The following is a 2382-nucleotide window of genomic DNA, read 5'->3' on the forward strand; positions in this document are numbered from 1 at the left end:
CACGGAAGAAAGAATGTCGGAAAGCCGTATGAGGGAAAACCTCACGTACGGTTTGATGAGGAGGGGCTGGTTGGTTCCAGCCCTTCACTCTATCTATATTTGATTCGAAACGGGCAAAATACTACAAAGCTGATTAAAAAGGTAAAGTTAGCGCATGCTTTGCATAACGCACCTTTTAAGAGGTGTGCTTGGGCGGCTTGCGTGTGTACTTCAAGTGCCGTTTCATGGTATTGTTTCGACTGGGGGTGTAACTAGTGTCCAGTAATTACACGTGCGAAGAACTCGTCGCCCTGATGGCCAGGCTGCGGGGCGCACAGGGTTGTCCCTGGGATAAAGAACAGACGCACGAAAGCCTCAGGCGTTATTTGATAGAGGAAGCCTACGAGACCGTCGACGCTATCGACGAGAACGACCCGGAGCATTTGAAGGAAGAGCTTGGAGATCTTTTACTGCAGATCGTGTTCCATGCACAAATCGCATCCGAGGTTGGCCGCTTCACTATGCAGGACGTAGCGGAAGGCATCATCACCAAAATCGTACGCCGCCACCCACACATCTTCGGTGAAACGGAAGTAACCTGCGCCGGTGATGTGATCGCAAATTGGGAAGATATAAAAAGCAAAGAAAAGAACGAGGTCTCCGCGATCGCCGGAATCCCGAAATCGTTCCCATCGCTTATCTACGCGTATAAATTACAGAGTAAAGCGGCCAGAGTCGGTTTCGACTGGGAGGATGTCGAGGGCGCCCTTGATAAGATCGTCGAAGAGGTAGATGAGTTAAAGAGGGCAAAAAAAGGAGAAGGTGTCATCGAGGATGAGATCGGCGATCTTCTCTTTGCCGTGGTAAATGTCGCCCGTCACCTCGATGTCGACCCCGAACTCGCGCTACGCGGTACCTGTAAGAAATTCGAGCGCAGGTTCCGCTCTATGGAAGAGACGGCCGCAACACGGGGCGAGCGCCTATCCGATATGGCGCTCATGCAGAAGGATAAACTCTGGGATGAGGCGAAAGATAAAGAGAAATAATAAAAATAAGAATAGAAAAGCAAAAGAGAAACAACGAGCGAGAGAAAATCTTAAAGAACTACATATAAATGGGAGGCAAAAATGAACACAATTGAAATGATTCATGGCAGAGAGATCTTGGATTCGAGGGGAAATCCGACGGTTGAAGTCGATGTTGTTCTTGCCAGTGGGGACGCGGGCAGGGCCGCAGTACCATCCGGCGCCTCGACCGGGACTTACGAAGCTCTTGAGTTAAGAGACGCAGATCCGGGACGCTATCTGGGCAAAGGAGTGCAGACGGCGGTTGCCAACATTAACGATATAATCGCACCGGAACTCGAGGGATTTGACGGCACCGACCAGCGCTTCATCGATATGACGATGATCGACCTAGACGGCACGGACAACAAGAGCCGCCTTGGCGCAAACGCAATACTCGGCGTCTCGCTTGCGGCGGCGAAAGCGGCGGCGAATTTCTTGGATATGCCGCTCTATCGCTACATCGGCGGCACCAACTCGTACATGCTGCCGGTTCCGATGATGAATATCTTAAACGGCGGTGCGCATGCCGATAATAACGTCGACATCCAGGAGTTCATGGTTATGCCGGTCGGGGCCGGGTCGTTTGGTGAGGCCCTGCGCATGGGCGCTGAAGTGTACCATAATCTTAAGAAAGTCCTTAAAGCCAAGAAGCTCAGTACTGCGGTTGGCGATGAGGGCGGTTTTGCGCCGAATCTGGCATCCAACGAGGATGCGATCAAGCAGATCGTGTTGGCCATCGAAGAAGCGGGCTATATACCGGGCAAGGATATCTACATCGCACTCGACCCTGCATCTAGCGAGTTTTTCAAAGAGGGCAAGTACGTTCTTGAAGGCGAAGGACGCACGCTCACACCGTCCGAGATGGTAAGCTACTACGCCGAACTTACGGATAAATACCCGATCATCTCTATCGAGGACGGTATGAGCCAGGACGATTGGGACGGTTGGAAGGAGCTTACCGAGAAAATCGGCGACCGGGTTCAAATCGTGGGCGATGACTTATTCGTAACCAACGTAAAACGGCTCGAGACCGGGATAAAAACGGGTACCGCTAACTCTATCCTGATCAAGCTCAACCAGATAGGCTCGTTGTCCGAAACGCTTGACACGATTCAAATGGCACAAAAGGCGAACTACACGGCAGTTATCTCGCATCGCTCGGGCGAGACCTGCGATGCCACGCTCGCCGATTTAGCGGTTGCGGTCAATGCCGGGCAGATAAAGACGGGCGCCCCGGCACGGAGCGATCGCGTATCCAAGTACAACCAGCTTTTGAGGATCGAAGAAGGACTCGGCCCGGTATCCATGTACCCGGGAATGGCGGCGTTTTACAGCA

At 52.3% G+C, this 2382-nt stretch carries 2 protein-coding genes; both read left to right on the top strand.

Annotated elements, in window-relative coordinates:
• The first annotated feature begins 254 nt into the window (after positions 1–254).
• Positions 255–1025: a nucleoside triphosphate pyrophosphohydrolase gene (mazG, locus tag ACYC56_RS08610; RefSeq protein ID WP_461373775.1), complete on the top strand. Its 771-nt coding sequence runs from the start codon at positions 255–257 to the stop codon at positions 1023–1025.
• Positions 1026–1106: 81 nt separating this feature from the next.
• A partial coding sequence (gene eno / locus ACYC56_RS08615) for a phosphopyruvate hydratase (protein ID WP_461373776.1) occupies positions 1107–2382 on the top strand: 1276 nt, incomplete at its 3' end.

Source organism: Candidatus Aquicultor sp. (assembly GCF_054640775.1).